Annotated in this window: 18 protein-coding genes and 1 tRNA gene; 6 read left to right on the forward strand and 13 right to left on the reverse strand. The window is 64.0% G+C overall.

The features are described from left to right. Positions 1 to 184: 184 nt before the first annotated feature. Positions 185 to 1,270: a hypothetical protein gene (locus FB559_RS07630; RefSeq protein ID WP_141954755.1), complete on the reverse strand. Its 1,086-nt coding sequence runs from the start codon at positions 1,268 to 1,270 to the stop codon at positions 185 to 187. Positions 1,271 to 1,611: 341 nt separating this feature from the next. On the opposite strand from FB559_RS07630, the gene FB559_RS07635 reads away from it, so the two are divergent. Further along, positions 1,612 to 1,684 (forward strand) — tRNA-Arg (locus FB559_RS07635). A 208-nt stretch (positions 1,685 to 1,892) separates the two neighbouring features. Here FB559_RS07635 and FB559_RS07640 read toward each other — a convergent pair. From FB559_RS07640 to FB559_RS07685, 11 genes are all read right to left on the reverse strand, one after another. Next, positions 1,893 to 3,302 (reverse strand): tyrosine-type recombinase/integrase, encoded by a 1,410-nt coding sequence (locus FB559_RS07640; RefSeq protein ID WP_141954757.1) that lies wholly within the window; start codon positions 3,300 to 3,302, stop codon positions 1,893 to 1,895. After that, positions 3,299 to 3,469 (reverse strand): helix-turn-helix transcriptional regulator, encoded by a 171-nt coding sequence (locus tag FB559_RS07645; RefSeq protein WP_141961555.1) that lies wholly within the window; start codon positions 3,467 to 3,469, stop codon positions 3,299 to 3,301. The genes FB559_RS07640 and FB559_RS07645 overlap by 4 nt, the downstream gene beginning before the upstream one ends. 14 nt (positions 3,470 to 3,483) lie before the next feature. Continuing rightward, positions 3,484 to 5,097 carry a replication initiator gene (locus FB559_RS07650; RefSeq protein ID WP_141954759.1) on the reverse strand — a complete coding sequence of 538 codons (1,614 nt, stop codon included), beginning with the start codon at positions 5,095 to 5,097 and terminating at the stop codon, positions 3,484 to 3,486. Continuing rightward, positions 5,094 to 5,225, reverse strand: a complete 132-nt coding sequence (locus FB559_RS46105; RefSeq protein WP_281286233.1) for a YheV family putative zinc ribbon protein — start codon at positions 5,223 to 5,225, stop codon at positions 5,094 to 5,096. The genes FB559_RS07650 and FB559_RS46105 overlap by 4 nt, the downstream gene beginning before the upstream one ends. Positions 5,226 to 5,293: 68 nt before the next feature. Next, positions 5,294 to 6,781 (reverse strand): FtsK/SpoIIIE domain-containing protein, encoded by a 1,488-nt coding sequence (locus tag FB559_RS07655; RefSeq protein WP_246121403.1) that lies wholly within the window; start codon positions 6,779 to 6,781, stop codon positions 5,294 to 5,296. A 247-nt stretch (positions 6,782 to 7,028) separates the two neighbouring features. Further along, positions 7,029 to 7,301, reverse strand: coding sequence for a hypothetical protein (locus FB559_RS07660; RefSeq protein ID WP_141954761.1), 273 nt, complete (start codon positions 7,299 to 7,301; stop codon positions 7,029 to 7,031). Positions 7,302 to 7,318: 17 nt separating this feature from the next. Then, a complete protein-coding gene (locus FB559_RS07665) occupies positions 7,319 to 7,558 on the reverse strand; it encodes a hypothetical protein (RefSeq protein WP_141954763.1) in 240 nt (79 codons plus the stop codon). 14 nt (positions 7,559 to 7,572) lie between these two features. Continuing rightward, complete coding sequence (locus tag FB559_RS07670) at positions 7,573 to 7,989, reverse strand: transcriptional regulator (protein WP_141954765.1); 417 nt, start codon at positions 7,987 to 7,989, stop codon at positions 7,573 to 7,575. Between the two features lie 116 nt (positions 7,990 to 8,105). Further along, positions 8,106 to 8,795 carry a GntR family transcriptional regulator gene (locus tag FB559_RS07675; protein WP_246121404.1) on the reverse strand — a complete coding sequence of 230 codons (690 nt, stop codon included), beginning with the start codon at positions 8,793 to 8,795 and terminating at the stop codon, positions 8,106 to 8,108. 166 nt (positions 8,796 to 8,961) lie between these two features. Continuing rightward, positions 8,962 to 9,369: a helix-turn-helix domain-containing protein gene (locus FB559_RS46435; protein WP_141954769.1), complete on the reverse strand. Its 408-nt coding sequence runs from the start codon at positions 9,367 to 9,369 to the stop codon at positions 8,962 to 8,964. Positions 9,370 to 9,529: 160 nt separating this feature from the next. Further along, positions 9,530 to 10,051, reverse strand: coding sequence for an ATP-binding protein (locus FB559_RS07685; protein WP_246122404.1), 522 nt, complete (start codon positions 10,049 to 10,051; stop codon positions 9,530 to 9,532). Between the two features lie 206 nt (positions 10,052 to 10,257). On the opposite strand from FB559_RS07685, the gene FB559_RS07690 reads away from it, so the two are divergent. Continuing rightward, on the forward strand, positions 10,258 to 11,823 hold the full coding sequence (locus FB559_RS07690; RefSeq protein WP_221639917.1) for a helix-turn-helix domain-containing protein: 1,566 nt from the start codon (positions 10,258 to 10,260) through the stop codon (positions 11,821 to 11,823). A gap of 3 nt (positions 11,824 to 11,826) precedes the next feature. On the opposite strand, the gene FB559_RS07695 is transcribed toward FB559_RS07690, so the two are convergent. Next, positions 11,827 to 12,756, reverse strand: coding sequence for an aminoglycoside phosphotransferase family protein (locus tag FB559_RS07695; protein ID WP_141954773.1), 930 nt, complete (start codon positions 12,754 to 12,756; stop codon positions 11,827 to 11,829). A 492-nt stretch (positions 12,757 to 13,248) separates the two neighbouring features. On the opposite strand from FB559_RS07695, the gene FB559_RS07700 reads away from it, so the two are divergent. The 4 genes from FB559_RS07700 (at position 13,249) to murJ (ending at position 19,048) form a co-directional block, all read left to right on the forward strand. Continuing rightward, positions 13,249 to 14,367 (forward strand): ABC-three component system protein, encoded by a 1,119-nt coding sequence (locus FB559_RS07700; RefSeq protein ID WP_141954775.1) that lies wholly within the window; start codon positions 13,249 to 13,251, stop codon positions 14,365 to 14,367. Continuing rightward, positions 14,364 to 14,837 carry an ABC-three component system middle component 2 gene (locus FB559_RS07705; protein WP_141954777.1) on the forward strand — a complete coding sequence of 158 codons (474 nt, stop codon included), beginning with the start codon at positions 14,364 to 14,366 and terminating at the stop codon, positions 14,835 to 14,837. The genes FB559_RS07700 and FB559_RS07705 overlap by 4 nt, the downstream gene beginning before the upstream one ends. A 7-nt stretch (positions 14,838 to 14,844) precedes the next feature. After that, a complete protein-coding gene (locus FB559_RS07710; protein ID WP_185792084.1) occupies positions 14,845 to 16,659 on the forward strand; it encodes an AAA family ATPase in 1,815 nt (604 codons plus the stop codon). A 298-nt stretch (positions 16,660 to 16,957) separates the two neighbouring features. After that, positions 16,958 to 19,048: a murein biosynthesis integral membrane protein MurJ gene (murJ, locus tag FB559_RS07715; RefSeq protein ID WP_246121405.1), complete on the forward strand. Its 2,091-nt coding sequence runs from the start codon at positions 16,958 to 16,960 to the stop codon at positions 19,046 to 19,048. The last annotated feature ends 342 nt before the right edge of the window (positions 19,049 to 19,390 follow it).

Here is a 19,390-nt window from a genome sequence, read left to right on the forward strand (position 1 = left end):
AGATGGGTGCGACTGGCCGTGCAAGCATAACGGCAGCTCAGGGCGACCCCGACAGGTCTGTTAACAGCTTCCCGGCAGGCGTGCGGTCTGTGGCCTCTCGTAGTGCTCCCAGGCTATGCCGCAGGTCCGAACTCTCGCCCCGGAGACCCTCCGTACAGGACGCGAGGTCACTGGAGACGCAGGGTCATGACGGCCGGCGTCGTACATGCATGACCAACCTCAGGAGGCCGAAGAACAGGAGCGCGCCAACCACAACGACGCTCATCGCGATGGCTCGCTCCGAGAACGTCTTAGCCTTGATGATCACTGTGCCGGAGCCGATCAGGAAGCCAAGCAACGTCACGAAGAGCCCGAGCACCTCGACCATCTTCAGCAGGCCCTCGGAGACCAGCTCCTGAGCGACTGATACCCGCTCGGTCAGATGCCGTGATGCCTCGTTGACCTTCTCTTCGAGAGCTGCAGACGCCTGATCGATCCTCTCGTCCACCCTGGCGGCTATCTCGTCACCGATGTGGACTGCGGCTTCGGCTGCCTGCCGACGCATGTCACGCGTATGGATGATCGTTCGGCGCTCTTGGGCATACTGCTCGTGGACGAGCATGTCCCCCACGCCGAAGAGGTCGATCGCAAGGTCGATCTCTGTGAGTGCGTCGTCGTACTTACCCAGTCGTCGCAGAGCGGCAGCACGGCGGTAGTGGATGTTCTCGTCGTTCTCACCACGAGCCATCATCTCGTCGGAGAGACTCAGGAGTATGTCCGGCTGTTCTTCAAGGTGGTCAGCAAACCAGATCGCGGTCAAACACACATGCCGGCTCTTTGTGTCGGTATCCGGCGCCTGGATCGCCCTGTTGTACAGGTCAAGCCCGTTCAGCGCCCGCGAGCCGAGCCCGCCGAAGGCCGCGAAACCCAAGATCAGAGCGTCGTCGTGGAACTCCGACAACCACTCGTTGCAGCGCTCCAGAATCTCGCGAAACCGGTAGTCGAACCGGAGCCGTTGACCATGCACGTACGCCAGGACGAGGCGCTGCGTTCGAGAACCGCTCAGGCCACGGGCCGCACCCCACTCCAAGGCTCCCGGATATCTCTGCCCTGCTAGGCGAGCCTTCCATGCGAGGTCGGTCGCGACCCGCCGGATCTCCGGGACGCTGAGCCCGTACTGCTCCGCGCTACGGGCAAGGCCCGCGATCCAGTCAAGTCCCTCGGACGACGCGCGAGCCGTGAAGTGGTCGACCAGCACGGCCGGCCGTTCCGCGGCGGGCACGAGCCTCATGCGCTCAGCGAGCTCAGCGAGCTCGCTAGTGGATTCTGAGGGGGTCGGCGATAGTGGAGCTTCGTCCGCTGGGTGGCGATCCTGCGGGGGGACGGAACCTTGCTCCATGATCCTCCTAGCCTGCCGCCGAGATCCTCGGCGCCGGGACTCGGCTCTGCCGATCGGCAGTCTAGATCCCATGGGTGTCGGACCGCGGACGATGGCAGAACCGACGCCGTACCCTAGGGTCGTACTGCCAACGGCCGTCCGAGGGACGAACCGGGGCCAGTGCAATATACGTACGATGATCATGACGCGGCCTGTACGCTCGGCGGTCTCCGCTAGGCTCTGATCAGCGTCAAGCCCTCGTAGCTCAGGGGATAGAGCAACGGTTTCCTAAACCGTGTGCCGCAGGTTCGAATCCTGCCGGGGGCACCCACACGATCACCGAAAACCCCGGCTGACCAGCATGAACACAGGTCGCCGGGGTTTCGCATGTATGCAGCCAGATGCCACCGAAAGCAGCCCTCAGCCGGTGGTCGCGGGATATACGTGGGATGAGACCGGCGCGTTTGCGCAGGTGAGCACCCGCAAAACCGAAAAGGCTCCGGGATGAACCGGAGCCCTCTCATCGCGGTCCCTCTCACGCGGCAAGCGCCTTCTCGATCATGCGGTTGATCCGTTCTTCGTCACCGTCGAGGCAACCCGCGTACACCTTCCACAGCACCTCCACGCTGTGGCCCAGGCGACGCGCGACCTCCTTGGGCGGGACACCTGCGTTGAGCAGCAGCGTCGCGCAAGCGTGCCGGAGATCGTACGGGCGACCGACGAGGAGCGAAGCCTCTTGCTCAGGTGAGAACCCGAGCACGCGAGCGGAACGCCAGAACCGCCATACCGCCGAAGCCGAGACGGTGCCACCGGTCGAGGTATGAAAGAGCCGGCCGTCGTCTGCCGTGCCGAACTCCCCCAAGTGCCAGATAAGGATGCGCACCAACTCGGGCGGGATGGGAACCACACGCTTCTCACCGACCGGTCGCCGCTTGAGGCCCTTGTCATCGTGGGTCTGTCCGCTGTCGGTATAGAGCCTGCCTGGCCCCGGCCGTGACTTGGTCAGCGTCAACCGGCCCCACGCTGACACGGGAAGCTCGCAAATGCAGTCACCGACGCAGACGCAGAGGTCAGGCAGTTCGCAGTCTTGGCGCCGTAGGCCCGTCGCCTCCGATGGCCGAAGACCTCCGTAGTACATGCAGGCGTACATCGCGCGAAGACGCGTACCACGACCGCCCAGCGGACCGACGTACGTCACGAACGCGAGGAGTTGCCGTACCTGGGCGGGATTGGCGACCACGCTCCGGTCCACCTGGTCGGTCTTCTCAGGTGCTTTCCAGTCCACCTGGTCGATGGGGTTGGCTTCGAGGAGCTTGCGTTCCTTCACTGCGTACTTGAGCGCGTTGTAGAACACGGCACGCTTACGGGCAACGGTGGTAGCCGCAGCCGGACGACCGGCCATCGTAACCGCGATGGTGTTGAGAGCCGACCGGATGACATCCGCCTCAGCGAGGTCAGCGACCAGGAGCGACCGGTCAGCGAGCCACTTCAGTGCCACCGCCTCTTCGGCCGGAACCGGGATCTCCCACCGCGGCGGGTTCAGCCCGTAATGCAACAAGGCCCGCCGGAGCAACGTCGCATCCGGGGCACCTCGCGTGGTCGAGACGAGCACAGGGGTGACCGTCGCCAGAGCGTCGAGGGTGCTCTTACGGGTCTCGCCCGCCGCAGACGGCCACTTGGCCTTGATGTAAGCACGGGCGAGTTCGTACCAGGTGACCGGCACTTCCTTGGGAAGCATGGAAGTGGGCAAGCCGGTCTCAACATCGAACGCTTCCCCACGCCTGGCCGCCTGACGAAGGTCGGACAGGAAGCTCTCGGCCAGGGCCTTGGTCCGGCGCGTACGAGACTTGGACTTTCCGCCGACGATCCATCGGACCTCGTACGAAACGGTCTTGCTCGACTTGTTCCGGCGCACGTCCCAGAACCGCACATTGGTCGACTTCATGCCGCCTCCCGCAGGCTCTCAAGCCAGGAGGCGAACTCGCTACGCCATACACGGATCTCGCCATTGGGGAGTTTGAGGCCGGCGGGGGCGTGGCCGATTTCGCGCCAACGGTAGAAGGTGCGCCGGGAGACGCCGCCGAGCTCGACGAGCATCTGATCTACCGTCATCAACTCGTCGCCTTTCACGCCGCCTCCTGAGTTGCCGAAAGATCTGTCTTCGCGGTGGCCTGGTCAAGTTGGCGGCGCATTTCGAGGCGTTCGGCGATGGCGGTCATGAGGCGTTGTTCGATGGGTCCGACGTCGGGGTGGTCGGGTGGTGCGAGTTCCCAGGCGTAGCGGCCGGGTTCGGTGGGGTGTCCGGTTGCCGAAACACCGGCCTCGGCGAGGCGGGCCAGGACCCAGTTCTTTCGGTCCGCCTTGTGGTCGGCCATGGTCTTGCCGGACCACTTGCGGGAGACCAGGACGCGCCGGCCTGCGTAGCCTAGGTATTCGCGGCGGTGTGCTTTGTTCTTGCAGTAGCCCGGAGTCATCCCCGGTTTGGCGCTTTTGGGTTGGATGCCGTAGCGGAGCCAGTTCGCGCACGCGGGTGAGCACGGCTCATGCCGTAGCGCGTCCAAGAGACGGTCTGCATGGTCGGTCTGTGCCGGGGTGCCTTGCTCGTGGCATTCGGCGATGTCTTTGATGAGGTATTTGGTGATGTAGCCGATGCACCGGTTGGAGTCCGGGGAGCCGGCCATGATGCCCTTGGCGTCGATCTGCCGTCCGAACCGTCCCACGTGCAATGGCTCGGCCTCCTCGTCGTCTAGGGTCGCGACAGCGTCTTCCCAGGACATCAGCGGTTGGTGGGTGTCCGGGTCGAGGTAGGTCCGTTCGCGGTGGTCCCAGTACGGCAGATGGGCCCCGGAGTAGATCACCGTGTCGGTTGGTGGCCACCACACCTGGGTGTAAGTCGCCGCCGCGACCTGCCGCAGTTCGGCTCGGGAGATGGTGCCGCGGATCGCCATGTGCAGGTGTGGGGCGAGGCGGCGTTGTGGTTCGACTGCGGCGAAGTACTGGACGTCATAGCCGACGAAGCGCCGCAGGTTCTGTACGAACCGGTCGACCAGCTTGGAGAAGTGCAGCGCGTCCCGAGCGGCTCGCCGATAGTCGTAGGTGGCCGGGTCGACGGGTGTCCCGTCCGTCTTCACCCGCCCGTAGGAGTCGAGGGTGAGGGTCACGAACAGGGATGGACGGAAGGTCTTGCCGTCCGGGGCGGTGTAGACCTTGCCGACCGTCCGGGACGAGACGGGACGACGCGGCAGGTCCGGGACGTCCTGGCGGCGTTTGGTGGACCGCTTGGGACGGTCCGGGACCTCGGTCGGGATCCTGCCCACCACGCCCGTCCGGGTGAGTTCGCCGTTGATCTCCCCCAGCAGCTCACGAAGCTCAGATGCATCCTGACCTGCCGCTTCTGTTTTCTCCGCGTGGGCCTGGACCTCGGCGCGTTTTTCCATCCAGAACCGCTGTTCGTCGTCCGGGTCCGCGCGCACGATCACCGGCTCGTCTTCCAGATGCCAGCCCTCCCGGCATTGCGTCGCCCGGATCTTCCGCTTCCGTTCCGCACACGGCGGACACACCGACGCCAGCGTGTGCCCACACGGCAGGTTCACGATCTGGGTCTCACCGGTTGAAAGGTCGGTGCGGCGCATCGCTACGGGGCGGATGCAGACGCCGTGTTCGATGGCGACGGCCTTGACCAGGTCCCGCGCGAGCGGCGGACGGACCTTGCCCGGTGCGGATGGCGCGTGTTCTGTCATTCGTCCTCCGTTCCGTCGACGGTCAAGGTCTGGGTGGTCTCGCCGCACTCGACGCAGATGGTGCCGACACCGTCGAAGACCAACAACGCATCGGGCGCATGGCAGGTGGGGCAGGTCAGATGCGTCACCCACGAGGAGGGGAGCACCGCCGGCCACGGTGCAGGGGCAGGTTCCTGGTGATGTGTTCGAGGTGTCATCAGGCGGCCTCCGCCAGGTAGGCCGACATCGCCGCGATATCTGTATCGGAGACCCACCCGGCACGGACGCGCACCGGATCCGGGGTGTCCTCTAGCCGGATGTAACCCACGCCCGCGCCGACCTCGGGGAGCGGTGAGATCTGGTCGGCCAGTGCACCGCGGTCATAGGCGCCGTCGCCGAGGACCATGTCGACCTGTTCGGACTCATCCAGGCGCAGTGCGATCCTTGTGGGGAACAGGTTCCGGATGTTGATGACGTCCTTGCGCGGGTCCTGCAACGCCCCCACCACACACAGACCAACCGACCGGCCCTGAGACGTCAGCGTCGACAACGCCGCCAGCGCCCGCCGCCTCAAATCACGGTCCGGGCAGTAGGCCGTGAGGAAGGCGAGTTCATCGACCATGACCACGATGAACGGGTCCGCCAACGTGGGAAGGAACGTGCGAGTGACCCCGCCGAAGCGAGCGGCTCGTTTGGACATCTCCGTGACGGCCGCCTCCAGCAGCTCGACCATGCCGCCGTTCGTGTCGTCGCTGTAACGGTTGAAGATGGCCCGCCCGAACGCCAGCTCCATCCGCTTCGGATCGATCCCCCACACCTGGACCAGGCCCGCCCGCATCGCCGGAAGCATCGCCCGCACCAGGCTCCACAGGACCGAGCCCTTCCCCGCACCGGTCGCCCCCGCAATGAGCAGATGGGTACCGAGGAGCCGCACCAGCCACGGCGAGGAGTCCTCACGCCGCCCGACCGGAAGCCGCGACAGGTCCACGTCATGTTCGACCGCCGCGACCGGCAGCCCGGACAACGGCTTGCCCAGCGCGTCATCGCGGACCAGTTCCAGCCAGACATGTCCCGGCCAGTCCTGCCCGGCCCGCTTACGCCGCAGCCGGCTGTTCGGACGCTTGGCCGTACGGATCCGGCAGGTCACCGACCCGAACCCGTGCGCGAGGTTTTCGACGTGGTCTTCCCAAATCGAGGGAGCCTGCCCGGAGAGCATCTTGACTAGGACCCGGTCGGTGGTCTTGGTGACCTCCACCCGCAGGATCGTAGGCAGGTACTCGCGGGCGTTGCGGTAGAACGCCAGGCCGGACATCACCATCACCGGCCGCCAGTTTCGCCGATACACCATCAGGTACCGCCAGCGGGCACGCGCCGGCCGCAGCACCCGGCGAAGGAACGAAGGCCAGCCGAACCACGCCCATGTACCGAGGCCGAGAGAGACCCAGCCGGCCAGCAGCGCCAGGACATGCCAGCCCGCCGCGTAGGCCAACCAGCCCAGGACCGCGACCGTTGCCGTGATGGCCCAGTGGCGAATCACAACGAGGGCCAGGGCGACGATGCCGCGGACCAGGTTGACGATGACCACGAGCATCGGGGGCATGTGCCAGACCGGCGGCGCCCACTTCGGGGACTCGAACGGATCCGAGGTGGCCGGGACCATGACGTTGTCCGAGGGCGCGGACCGGCGGAACTCCCAGCCCCCCATCACCGACCACCCCCACGAGTGCGGGCGAGGCGGAGTGCGAGCCGCCGTGGGAACAGGACCGTCTGGTGCTGGCAGAAGCGTGGGCACTTGTCGCGGGTGGAGTCGTCGGGGAGGGGTTTGCGGCAGACCACGCAACGCCGCCGCTTGTTTCGGGTAGACATGCGAGGGGTCTCCTCAGGTCGATGCACAAGGGGAAAGACCAAGGGGCGGCCGGGAAGGTGAGAGCTTCCGGCCGCCCCGCTTGCCGTTACGCGGCTGTAGCAGCCCGTTCGGCGTGGATACGTTCGACCTCGGCCAGGTAGGCGGTAGCCGAGGCGACCAGCCGCCGAGCAGTGGCGACGTCGTTGCCGGTGATCTGAGTGGGCACGTGAGGCCACACCCGGACCTCGGCGGAACCGTGTTCGATCTTCAACAGCGGCACCCCGCTGGACAGAACCTTGGCCTCAAACCGCGCCGCACCATCGGGGTACAGCGACACGTTCACCTGCGGCTTCTCGCCGTCCGCCAGGTTGACCGACACATTCGACTCACCACTCATCACGCCGCCCTCCGAGCCGCGCCACCGTTGCGGTACAGGCGCTCGACCTCGATCGCGTACGCCGTCGCCTGTTCGGCCAGCATCCGAGCGAACTGGACGTGTTCGGCCCGCAGCCGCTCGGGCAGGGTGAGGGAGACCAGCACCCGACCCGCGCTCAGCGTGAAGACCGGAGTACGCCGGGCGTAGGCGCGAAACTCCGCGCCCGAGCGGGACTCGATCGGCAGGGACAGCGCAGACATCCGACCGGCCGCCATCACGCAGCCGCCTTACCGGCCGAAGGACCCGCCGCGTTCTTACCACCACGAGGGGAGACGATCGCGGTGGCGCGGAAGGAGAACGCCATCCGGCCCTTGTCGTTCGCGTACGGGGTCACCATCAACCCCTCGAACTCCACCGGAGCGAACATCTCCCCCGACGGGGGAACGGGCTGAACCTCGGCGAGGATCTTGACCGCGACCTCACGCGAACGCCCGTCCAGCTCCGGATCCAGGTCGATCACCCGGCACGACCACACGCGCTGACCGGTGACCTTGTCCTTGGCCGGAGACCGCCGGCCCGTCCGCTCGTCATAGTCCTGCGCCTCGGTGATCGAGCCCGGAACGAGAGCACAGCCCGCGGGGAACACCTCGCCCATCGAGACCTTGAACCGCGTGCCGCCGGTAAGTGCCATGAACACCACTCCCTATTTGGATGACCGCTTGTCCGGTCAACTGATCTCAAAGTATGCCCAATCACTCGACCGGACAAGTGATCGTATAGTGATGTGGGTCACATCTCAGGCGACGGTCAGTCCGTGACGGAGTAGGAGTCCTCAAGCTCGTGTAGGTCACCCGGCAGAACGACAGCGACGATGAGCAACAGCACATCGGAGGCATCGCGCACCGTCGCGACCACTTCTAGCACCGCCGCCGTGGGCTCGATCTGCAACAGCTCAGCTTCACCGGCTTCAGGCAGCCGCGCGGACAGACGTTCCACGATGTGATCGATACGGGCGTGATTGATCGCTTGGAGGTGCTGGCGGATGCCACCGGCCAGCGGATCAGGCTTGCCCAGGTCGGTTCCGTCCGCGACCGAGGAGGGGAACCAGCACGAGACCAGCTCGCTCGGCCGGCCCTCGTACAGACTCACCCACCGCCGTAGTACCGCGGTGTCATCGTCGGTGCCGATCAGGTTCGCGACAGGTGCGGGGAGTGGTGCCGGCCCGGCGTGTAGCAGGGAGAAGTTGTCGGTCGTCTCGGGCAGTTCTAGGACTGCGCGGCCGAGGCGGGTGGAGTTTCGCTCAGCGGCCGGCGGGGCTTTCGCGTACGAGCCCAGGCCGTGTTCACGGGTGATCCAGCCGTCGTTCTGCAAGATCTGCAACGCCCGAACGATCGTGGTGCGCCCGATCCCGAACTCACGGACCAACTGCGCCTCAGATGGGAGCATGTCACCAGGACGGTAGACACCCTCTTGGATACGGCGGCGCAGCTCTGTCACCACACGCGCGTACTTCGGGAGAGGGAACTCCACGTCTGCCATCACGACCGCCTGACTGCTCTTGCGCTTGACCGCACAAGCAGGCTAACGCTCCACCAGCCCAGATGTCACGAAGACCACCACAGTCTCGACCCCTCCACTACTCACCGCGTACACCGTGTCTAGGTCAAATCTCCGCACCGAAGCGAGAGGCCCGTGGGAGGCCGCCTTGGGTCCGGAGGGTGACGCGGCCGTTGAGGATGCGGCGCATGACGCCGTAACTGCACTCGAACCGGTCGGCGACCTGACGGATACTCCAGCCCTGCCCATACAGCCGTACGGCGTCCTGGACCATGTCCTCATCTTCGTCCGGCTCACCACTGTCTACGTCTGGCTCAGTGCCGCGGAGTACTTTGCGGACGTCGATGGAGCGGTAGCGCCGGTGACCGCCAGGTGTGCGTAGTGGGATAAGTCTTCCTTCTCGTGCCCAGCGGGCGATCGTGGCCGTACGGACACCGAATACGGCGGCGACTTCGCGTGGTCGAAGCAGTGCGTCATCGTCGAGGTCCTGGCGGTTGAGGGGGTGAGGGGACATCTCGGTACGCCAATTTCTATTAGGGGAGGGGTCTCGGTCCTGAGCGGCTCCGCTTCCCCGCGGCACTTCCACCGGTTCGGGGGGTTCCGGTGATGGCCGCAGCACACTCAGGACCGAGACGTATATGGAGATGCCGCCGGCGGTAGGTCGTGGCACCGGTTCAGGGATTGAGGGCCTGTCTGTCCTGGGGTGCCAGCTCAACGCCGGTACGGGTCATCACGACGTGAATCGTCTTGCCTTGCCTGGCTTGCTCGATCCAGACCATCGCGGCGAGACTCTTGATGATGGGGATGCCCCGTCCCGAGCCCGCCAGCGGACCCCTGTGAGCTTCCTTAGGCAGGACCGGGGCCGTATCGACCGCGAACAGATGAGTCCACCGGGGATGGACGGCGACCCCCAGGTGAACCGGCCTTGCATCACCCTGGGCGGGGTTGAACCTGGAGACCTCGCGGACGGCGTTAGTGATCAGCTCCGAGACCACCAGGACCACGTCATCAACATGGTCAGCGTCGGTTTCAGCCACCTTGGCAAGCGCGCTTTCGGTAAAGCGACGTGCCTGTGACACCGACTCCGCCGCAGCCAGAAACGATCTCCACCTCGGACCAGTCGGGGGGCCGAGGACCAGCCGCCCGGTCTTAACCGCCTCGGCGAGAACGGACAGCGCCTTGCGCGGCTCCTCCATCACGGCCGCCGCACCACGGGACACGCTTTCGGCTCGATCGTCACCGGGACGACCGCCGGAGAAGCCTCACCCGTGCCCCGACACCGCCAGCAATTAGTCCGGACGGGACCAGTGGGGATGGTCTCCGATGCTCGAACCAGGACGGCCCGCCGAACAGACCGCAGCCGCCAGCCGCGCCCAGCACATGACCGACATTGCCCAACGGCTTGTTCGTCACTCATAACGAATACGATCTGTCACACGCCGTGCGCAAAACACTCCCGATGGTTATCCCCGTTGGGGATAGGATTCGAAGCCCAGGCCAGCGCAGGAAAGGCCAGCAGACCGTGTCTCGATCGCCCTTCGACCCCATCGAGATCCCCGATGAGGCGTGGCGGCGCGAGTCGACTCAACGGATACTTCAGGACCGAGCCGCAGGCCCCCTGTTCGGTTTCGCCCAAAAGTACGGGATCAGCCAGACGCGGCTAGGCGCAGCAACCGGCATGGGGCAAGGCCGTATCAACGACCTCATCCATGGTCGACGCGGCAACATCACCGCTCTGGACTCCTGGGAACGCATCGCCGAGGGCCTGAACATGCCCAGCCATGCGCGGATGACTCTTGGCCTTGCCCCACAGAGCCCGCCGGACATGGATCTCGCCCCAGGCCAGTCGATACCCGCCGACCTTGGCCTTGGCTTCCCCACCTCATCAGCCGATCGTGCGGAGACCACTACACGTCTGTGGAACGCGGACCTGAAAGATGTGCGGCACGTCGTTAACGGCAGCGTCGATGTTCAGGCGTGGAGCGACGCGTCCCTGAAATGGCTCCTGGCGAAGACGATCGAACCGTCGAGTTCCAACGGCCGAGACGTCGGCGCAGCAGACGTGCAGCGCGTCCAGCTCACGACCGAAATGTTCTCCCAAATGGACAACCGCTTCGGCGGCGGACATGCACGGCACGCACTGATCCAGTTCCTAGCGACCGACGTCACACAGTTGATGGCGGGCCAGTTCACCGACGAAATCGGCGGAGAACTGTTCTCGGCAGTCGCCGAGGCAACCCTTCTCGCCGCATGGATGGCATACGACAGCGGCCTGCACGGCCTAGCCCAGCGATACTTCATCCAGGCACTCGCTTTGGCCGAATCGGGCAGAAACCGGCTCCTGGCCGGCAGCATCCTGGACGCGATGAGCCACCAGGCGACCTTCATCGGACGCTTCGAGGAAGCCGCCAACCTCGCACGCGCCGCCCAGGTGGGCACCAAGACCGCCACCCCAACGCTGAGCGCCCACTTCTACGCCATGGAGGCACGGGCGCTGGCACGACTCGGCGACGCCCGCGGGTGCGATCTCGCGCTCTCAGAGGCAGTGAAGGCATTCGAACGCCGGAACCCGGAGGATGACCCCGAGTGGATCCGCTACTTCGATGAAGCCGAGCTGGCCGCAGAGTTCGGCCACTGCTTCCGCGACCTCGGCCGCCCGGTAGACGCCACGGCGTACGCGACTCAGTCTCTCGGTAGCGCAGACGGCACCTACCAGCGAAGCGACTTCTTCGCCACGATGGTCCTGGCCGACGCCCACCTACGAGCCGGAGACGCCGAAGAAGCGTGCCAGGTAGCGCTCAACGCACTCAGGCTGGGCGAGCAACTCAAGTCTGCGCGATGCGTGAGCTACGTACGCGAGTTCAGCGCCGGCCTGGACGGCATCGGCCCCACACCCCTCGTACGCGACTTCACCGACCAGGCAACCGAGTTCGGACTTTGGAAGCAGGCACGGCCGGGAACCAGCTGACCATCAGTACGGTTGCCAGTCCTTCTTGGCTCCACCGGTCCGCAACGCAACAATGCGCTTTCGCACCTCGGTTGCCACGCGCTCATCCCCAGGCGCCTTCTGGCTGAGCCACGTCACCATCAGGAACTCGCGGACATCCCGCAGGACCGAATAGCCCGGCCACTCCATGACATCGAAGCCGTAGACGCGTACGAACGCCTCGTACTCTTCACGGGTGTGCCAGCCGAAGCTGTCGTAGTACATCGCCGTGAGCACAAGATCCCATTCACGCGGACCAATCGCGAACCCATCGAGATCAATCACGACCGGCCGGCCTTCACGATCGTGCAGAACGTTCCCGACACTCGCGTCACCGTGAATCACACCTTGCGGCAGGGCGAAGTTCAGATCGGCGTACTTCGCCCGCAGCTCCTCAAGCCTCTCCTGGAGGAAGTCACGATCATCGGAGCCGAGCCACCTGTCCACATCAATACGCAGCTCCGCACGAGCGAACGGCCGAAGCGCCGGCAGACCAAGCGACGGCGGCGGCTCCATCCGATGCAAGCGCACCAAGAGCGAAGCAACCTCAGCCGTCGAACCGTAAGAGTCCTCATCCGAGATCACCTCCCAGAACGTCACCACCCGCCCATCCACCACAACCGGCTGATCAATCGACAAAGCCCGAACAGCCGAATACCCCTCGGACTCCAGCCAACGCGCTACCGCAACCTCTTTACGCGCATCCACCTCATACGCCAACGTCCGAGCAACCCGCGCGACGACCCGCCCAGGCAGCCGGAAGATCGCGTTCTCCCCGATCCGCAAGAGCCGCGCATCCGCAGTGTCGATACCCGCCACAGAGCCTGCGTGACTCACGGTCTGTAGCGTGCCCTCAGCACTGAAGCTGTTCGCATCTTCGTTCCCAGCAGGCCCCGCAGCGCCGTTCGAGATCATGCCCTGCACGCTACTCAATCCCGACCACAGCGCGATCGGCGGCCACTCCATAGCTGTCAGGCGACAACTATCGGGCCGCCGAGTTGTCAGACGGTGCACCGGACGATCTTGCCTGCCGAGGCGCGCATGGCCCTTGCGGCGGACGCCTTCGACTTTAAGGCGACGAACTGGCGGGGCGGTGTGAAAGCTGCCGGCTCCCTCACCCAGCCGCACGACTTCTTCGCGTCGGCCAGGACCTGTCAAGTAGTGCTGTGCGTGCAGGCGACCAGCGCGCGTAGGAGGTTCCGTCACGCACATGCGGAGCGCTCCTGGACAGAGCCCGCCGAGAGTCGCGACGCGCGGCGCGTGCCGGACGGGCGGGAGGATTGGGTGACAGGTTGGCCTCTCATGACAACCGGCCCACCGACCTGGGCGTCGAAAATTGGGATGATGCAGGCTTCCCGGTTTCCGCTTGGGCTGATATGACTGCATTGGTGGACTGATGGGGGGCGAATGACAAGTTCGGTCGAGAACCCCGACCCCTCCGAGCCGCTCTTCGAGCCGCTCCCGGACGCTGCCGTGCCTCCGGTAGTGCTTTTGTCCCCTCCCATGAAGTTCGCCCGTCCGCTTCGGCCAAAGCAGAGACTGCAGCACTTCTCACCGGATGAGTGGGAAGAGTTCATTTATGAGTGGGCTCGCGCTCTCGGTGAGCCGTACGTTGACGTGGCTCGCTTCGGTGGTGCGAACGACCGCGGAGCCGATGTCGCCGCTTTCTTTACCGAGCAAGGAGCCGAAGGCCTATGGGACTGCTACCAGTGCAAGCATTACGAGAAGGCTCTGACGGCAGCCGACGCCTATCCTGAGATGCTCAAGATCTTCGTGGCCGTAGTACTGAAACACTACGTTATGCCACGCAGGTACGTCTTCGTCGCGCCCAAGACTGGTACGGGACTAACAAAGCTCCTAGCTCAGCCCTCAAAGCTTAAGACTCAATTCTTCGCTACCTGGCACAAGGCAGGAAGCAAGCTGACTTCAGGCATCGATGCCACCGTTCTGACCAAGGCCGAGCAGCTGGCCCAGGAGACGGACTTCTCATGCTTCAAAGCTGGCAATCTGGACGATATCCTCGAAATCCACGCTACAACACGTCACCATGCCTTCCGGTTCGGGACCGAGCTACCTGACCGTCCTGCAGCCCCCACTCCACCTGAGGAAACAACTCCGTCAGAAACTCAATACGTCCGCAAGTTGCTTGACGTATACGTCGAGAAATACGGTATGCGCACGTGGCCGGATGTGAAACGCCATCACAAGGCCGGTGATCACTTCCAGCGGCAGCGAGAAGCCTTCTATGCTGCCGAGTCGCTCCGCGTCTTCGCTCGTGACCATGTTCCTGATGGTACTTACGAGAAGCTGGAGAAGGAGATATTTGACGGGGTCGTGGAGGTCGAGCAGGACGATTTCGGCACCGGCTACGCTCGGCTCAATAGTGTCCTGAAGGCTGCGACGCACATGCAGCTCCAGCAGGCCAACATCCTCACTAACTTCGTCGACACCAACGACCGCAAAGGACTGTGCCATCAGCTCGCGAACGATGGCCATCTTACTTGGTGTCAGGAAGAGTCGCGATGAACCCTCTTAACAGCCCTGTAGAGGTGGGCGTCCGCGCTCTTGTCCTCTTGTTGGAGGCGTTTCCTGAACGTCTGGACGTAGCGCAGTTAGTTTATCTCGACTATGCCATGCTTCATAGTGCAGAACTGGGAGGACCGACGAGTCTCCATCCGGAATTGCCTGCTGGACCCGGCGAACTAGGTATGCGCCGCCGACTAATGGAGCAAGGCTTGCAGGTCATCATCCGAGCCGGGCTGGCCGACCTGCATACTACGGACGCTGGTTTCTTCTATGTCGCCACCGAGGAGGCATCCAGCTTCGTCGATGTACTGGAGGCCTCGTACGTCCAGCGACTGGTAGAGCGGGCGGAGTGGATCACTACGACGTACTCGACGCATGGGAATGACGTTCGCGATGCAATGAAGCAAATCACTGCGCGATGGTCTACCCGCTTCGCCGCGAGTGCGGCCGCAGAGGGCGCTGATGCCTAGTTTTAGGTTGCTGCATCTCACCTTCGCTGGGCGTGAAAAGACTCCTGCGACGGTCGACTTCGCGCCCGGACTTACGGTGATCTACGGTGCGTCGGATACGGGTAAGTCGTTTATTGTTGACGCTCTGGACTACATGTTCGGCGGCACCAAGCTGCGGGAAATCCCCGAAGGCCGCGGCTATACCCAAATCCTTCTCGGCCTAGAGGCGTCTGACGGACAGGTGTTGACCCTTCAGCGTTCCACGGAAAATAACAAGGTCGCCGTTTTTCGCAGGGACTTGCGAAACGCTACCAGCGAGACACCAGACAAGTATTTCTCGGTCACACACAAGGCCAACAGCCGGAACAATCTATCGCGCTTTCTGCTCGACATACTTGGCTTGGATGGCAAATGGGTACGCAAGAACGCCAAGGGTGAAGCCCGTACGTTCAGCCTCCGGGATGTTGCTCACCTTAGCTTAATCAACGAGACCCGAATGATGGCCCGGCAGCCACCAGTCCTTTCTTCGGGTCAAAAAATTCATGAGACAGTAGAGAAATCGATTTTTAAGTTGCTGCTCACCGGTGAGGGTGACTCGAACCAGCAGGCCAAATCCACCGTAGAGGAAAAAGTAAGCGAGGGAAGGGCTGAACTCCTCGATCAGTTGATTTTGGATCTAAAGGAGAAGTTGGACGCCCAGTCCAGCGAGACGCAGTTGCGTGATCAGTTGGACCGTTTGAACGCGTCACTAACGGCGGAGTCAGCCGCCATCGGAGGCCTGGCCACTGAGCGAGCCAATCTGACAGTACAACACCGAGCGCTCGGCGCATCCGTCGCAGACACCAGGCAACGGGCTTCCGAGGTGCAGGCCTTGCTTGAACGCTTCGGCCTGCTACGCCAGCAGTACGAGTCGGATCTTGAGCGACTTGAAATGGTGAGCGAGGCCGGGACCCTGCTTGGCTATTTCCGTTCTGGTCCATGCGCGTTTTGCGGAGCAGATCTTGAGCATCAAGCTCCCGACCATCAGCTTGAAGAGACGACACAGCTGCATCTGGCCGTCGTGGCCGAAAAAACTAAAACCACTGAGCTGCACGCTGACTTGCTCGACACCATCGGTGATCTTGAGCAGCAGTCGCAGGCAGTCAACGCAGCAGAACACAGCATCCGCAGCCGTTTGGAGGCCATGGCGGCACAGATCTCGCGGCTCGACGAGCGCCTCGCTCCATTGCACAGCAATCTCCAAGAGTTGGCGCAAGTCAGGTCTTCCGTGGAGAGGGAGTTGTCGATTCACGGGCAAATCCAGGATCTCCACGATTTTGGAGCAGGCATAGCCATCGAAGAGTCGGTGCCAGTTGCCATTACACAGGCTGGCCTGCCGGCGAGGACAATCGCCGACTTTGAAAGCGTCCTTCAACACACTTTGGGCTCCTGGGAGGTCCCATCTGCGGGATCGGTCACATACGACCAATCCACCGGAGACTTTTCCGTAGGCGGGCGCTGGCGATCAGATCGAGGAAAGGGCATACGTGGAGTTCTCCACGCGGCGTTCTCCACGGCACTAACCCAATACTGCGCGGAGCGCGAACTGAGTCATTCTGGCTTTCTCGTGCTGGATTCGCCAGTCATCACCTACCGTCAGCCCGACGATGGGGATGACCTTGTCCTCACACCTAGAGTGGTCGAGCATTTCTATAGCTACCTACTCAACGAATTCCCTGTCCAGGCCATCGTCATCGAGAACGGCGATCCTCCAGAGGCAATCCGTACTGGCGCATTGACTCACTATTTTAGCGGTTCGGCAGAAGGGCGCTTCGGCCTCTTTCCTGTCAGCGGGGCGGGCTGAGCAGTTGGATAATCACGGCGAGCTGTTTCAGCCTAGTTCAGCAAGGATGCCGAAGTTCCTGAAACCGTTGGCACACGCTGGGATATCAATGTGCCGCTCATCCGCCAGTTTCATGGAGGAACCTTAGGTCAGGGAATCAGCGCGATCAGAACCCGGACTACAGATCGATTGGCTCAGCTGTCGAGACTCTGCCGAATTCCGCTGTATTGGATCAAGGCGGCGGCGCTGCGCGCCGCCGCAGGCCGCCCGCTCCGGCACGCCCTACGGGCGTGCGGCGTGGGCGCCGGTCCCTCCGGCCGTGCCGATCGGGCGGCCCGCCGGGCGACAGCCCGCCATAGATGCTCTCCGTCGCCGCGCTCAGCAGGCGCAGTGCCGCCGGTCAGTCACGTCGTTCGTCCTTCGCGTCGGCACTGGACGACAGGGCCGCTCGCCGGATCACTGGAGCTCTTACGGCAGTCAAGAATGGCGGAGGGTCTTCGCCATCACTTGCTCGCCAGGTAGCGGAATGTCATCTGCTTGCAGCGTTAGTGCTGTGGCCCGAAACAACTACGGGCAAGTAGCGCTGCTCATAAGAGGCATCTCAATTGCCGTACTCTCCTCGGCATCGTATTCGCGTCGTACGTCGCAGACCCGAGCAAGCGGAGGAACGTTGAGTGACCTGGAGCCTGGCCCGCCCGACGTGGCGGCCACGCTGCCTGACATCCCGGTGGTGGAGCCCGGCGCTGAGACCGCCGAGATCGACACGTCACACACACGTGGCGGCGGCCTGCTGAAGTCCAGTGCCGTCATGGCGGTGGGCACCGTCGCCTCCCGGGCACTCGGTTTTGTCCGCAACGCCGTGATCGTGATCGCACTGGGCACCGGTCCGCTCGGTGACGTCTACAACGTCGCGAACACCTTCCCGAACCAGATCTATGACCTGCTACTCGGCGGCATCTTGACCGCCGTTCACGTACCGATGCTGGTACGTGCGCTGGAACGGGACCGCTCCTACGGCGAGGAGTACGAGGCGCGGCTGCTCACCATCATGCTCGGCGGTCTCCTTGTGCTCACCGGCGTTTCGATGCTGTGCGCGCCGCTGCTGGTCGACCTGTTCGCAAGCGGCTTCACGCCCGCCCAGCACCACCTCGCGGTGATCTTCTCCCTGTTCTTCCTGCCGCAGATCTTCTTCTACGGCGTCGGCGCACTGGCCGGCGCCTCACTCAACGCCCGCGGCAGCTTCGCCGCGCCGATGTGGACCCCGGTCCTCAACAGCATCGTCGTCATCATCGTCGGCGGCGCGTTCCTGCTCATCGCGGGCCCCGGCGTCACCCCCACGAGCATCAGCCACCACGAGATCATCCTGCTAGCCGGCGGCACCACCCTCGGTATCGTCGTTCAGACCATCGCGATGTGGCCCTCCCTGCGCAAGCTCGGCTTCCGGTACCGGCCACGGTTCGACTTCCGCCGCGAGGAACTCGCGCCGGTCGGCGGCATGGCGCTATGGACCCTGCTCTACGTCGCCATCATGCAGATCGGCCTGGTGGTGAACACCAACATCGCCATCCGCGCCGGCGTCCGCGGCGAGAAGGAACATCTGGGATACGGCGTCGGCCTCACCCCTTGGAGCAACGCCTACCTGCTCTTCCAACTCCCGTACGCGGTCGTCGGAGTGTCGGTGATGACTGCGCTACTGCCCCGGATGAGCCGCAACGCCTCCGAAAACCGCTTCGACCTGGTCCGCCAAGACATGACCTCCGGCTTGAATCTGTCCTCGGTGATCATCGTGCCGTCCGCCGCGCTGCTGTTCGCACTCAGCCCAGAACTCGTCACGGCGTTCTTCGCCCACGGCTCCACCGGCCTGGCAGATGGCCTGATGATCGCCAACGTTGTACAGGCGTTCGCACTGACGCTCGTGCCGTTCGCGATCTTCCAGATGCTTCTGCGGGTCTTCTACTCCCTGGCCGACACGCGCACGCCGGCGCTGATCGCGATCGGCAACATCGTGATCAGCATCACGCTCGCTCTGGTCGGCTACGCCACACTGCCCACCGACATGATCGTCGAGGGCATCGCGATCGCACTGGGCATCTCCTGGGTGGCGGGCTGTTTGATGGCCGCGCTCATCCTGCGCCGCCGCATGGCAGGACTCGAGGGGCGGCAGATCGTACGCACCCACCTAAAGATCGCGATCGCGACCGTGCCCGCGTTCGCGTTCGCGTTCGGAGTCCACGAACTGGCCGTCAAACTTTTCTATTATCAACTGATCACTTCGGTACTCGCCCTGGCCGTCGGAGGCGCGGGGGCAGCTGTGCTGTATGTGCTGGTTGCGCGCAGACTGCGAATCTCCGAAGTCGAAACACTCGCCGGAACCGTGATCCGCAGGTTGCCCGGACGCGCCCCGAGTTAGCCCACCGGGAGCGGGCGCGTGCTCGTCGGCTGACATACGGTGACGAAGGTTGCGGCGTGCCGTTCTCTCTAAAGACGAACGACCGGCAATCCGTTTTCCGTCACCCGTGTTGCCGCAACGCTCCGGATGTAAGCGATCGGCGAAGATGCCTCCGGCGGGGTCCTCAGACTCGGGGATCGCCCAGCACGACGCGCGCCTTCAGGTCTGTCAGTGGTTGAGGTGGAAGCCGGGTCATCCCCTCCGCCGACGTCCCAGGCAAAGCCGAGCAGACCAGGCCTGGCCCGCTCCCCATCGGGTGGGACGACGACGGAGGGGATGACCCGGCGGAGGGTTGCTGCGGCA

This window comes from Actinoallomurus bryophytorum (assembly GCF_006716425.1).
GTDB lineage: Bacteria > Actinomycetota > Actinomycetes > Streptosporangiales > Streptosporangiaceae > Actinoallomurus > Actinoallomurus bryophytorum.

What these genes read in the sequence shown, in the direction of transcription:
- FB559_RS07670 (WP_141954765.1), bottom strand. Translation starts at nt 7,989, where the DNA reads ATGGCACTTACCGGCGGCACGCGGTTCAAGGTCTCGATGGGCGAGGTG.
- FB559_RS07645 (WP_141961555.1), bottom strand. Translation starts at nt 3,469, where the DNA reads ATGACGGTAGATCAGATGCTCGTCGAGCTCGGCGGCGTCTCCCGGCGC.
- FB559_RS46435 (WP_141954769.1), bottom strand. Translation starts at nt 9,369, where the DNA reads ATGTCCCCTCACCCCCTCAACCGCCAGGACCTCGACGATGACGCACTG.
- FB559_RS07665 (WP_141954763.1), bottom strand. Translation starts at nt 7,558, where the DNA reads ATGTCTGCGCTGTCCCTGCCGATCGAGTCCCGCTCGGGCGCGGAGTTT.
- FB559_RS07705 (WP_141954777.1), top strand. Translation starts at nt 14,364, where the DNA reads ATGAACCCTCTTAACAGCCCTGTAGAGGTGGGCGTCCGCGCTCTTGTC.
- FB559_RS07695 (WP_141954773.1), bottom strand. Translation starts at nt 12,756, where the DNA reads ATGATCTCGAACGGCGCTGCGGGGCCTGCTGGGAACGAAGATGCGAAC.
- FB559_RS07685 (WP_246122404.1), bottom strand. Translation starts at nt 10,051, where the DNA reads ATGGAGGAGCCGCGCAAGGCGCTGTCCGTTCTCGCCGAGGCGGTTAAG.
- FB559_RS07700 (WP_141954775.1), top strand. Translation starts at nt 13,249, where the DNA reads ATGACAAGTTCGGTCGAGAACCCCGACCCCTCCGAGCCGCTCTTCGAG.
- FB559_RS07655 (WP_246121403.1), bottom strand. Translation starts at nt 6,781, where the DNA reads ATGGGGGGCTGGGAGTTCCGCCGGTCCGCGCCCTCGGACAACGTCATG.
- FB559_RS07640 (WP_141954757.1), bottom strand. Translation starts at nt 3,302, where the DNA reads ATGAAGTCGACCAATGTGCGGTTCTGGGACGTGCGCCGGAACAAGTCG.
- FB559_RS07630 (WP_141954755.1), bottom strand. Translation starts at nt 1,270, where the DNA reads ATGAGGCTCGTGCCCGCCGCGGAACGGCCGGCCGTGCTGGTCGACCAC.
- FB559_RS07650 (WP_141954759.1), bottom strand. Translation starts at nt 5,097, where the DNA reads ATGACAGAACACGCGCCATCCGCACCGGGCAAGGTCCGTCCGCCGCTC.